Annotated in this window: 1 pseudogene; it reads left to right on the top strand. The window is 56.3% G+C overall.

The features are described 5' to 3' along the window. Positions 1-396, top strand: a pseudogene (locus EN885_RS34005) (hypothetical protein); the annotation flags it as partial. Positions 397-437 lie beyond the last annotated feature (41 nt).

Below are 437 nucleotides of genomic sequence, written 5' to 3'. Positions count from 1 at the left end.
GCACCAGCGTCTCGATACGATGTCTACAAATATGAAATTGCGACCCCTGGTCTTGTTGCAGACAAATCAAAGGGTCCATCAAACGAGAGAGGAACGCCTGCCTGCTTCAATGGCACGACCCCGACTGCGGATCCCGATCGGCGGCTGCTCAACATGGCGATCGTCGACTGCATCGCCAACCAGGCCAAGATCAACGGGCATACGCAGCTGAAGCCGGACGGATATGCCAGTGTTTTCTTGGTCGCGCCAATAGCGAAATCTAACCCGAGTGACGACCCAGACGGCACCGGCGCCGAGAAGCCTATCAGTTTGGAGATCGTCGACGTTGATGGCGGGGTCGCCAACAACACTCTTGTAGACAAAGCATTCCGCAACGAAGCCCCGTTGTATCGGTAGCGCTGACATTACCAGGCTCCGCAGACTCATTGGACCGTTCC

It is taken from the genome of Mesorhizobium sp. M6A.T.Cr.TU.014.01.1.1 (assembly GCF_004022765.1).
Lineage (GTDB): Bacteria > Pseudomonadota > Alphaproteobacteria > Rhizobiales > Rhizobiaceae > Mesorhizobium > Mesorhizobium mediterraneum.
Note: the sequence above shows the minus strand (reverse complement) of the source record. Positions and strands in the feature narration are given on the sequence as shown.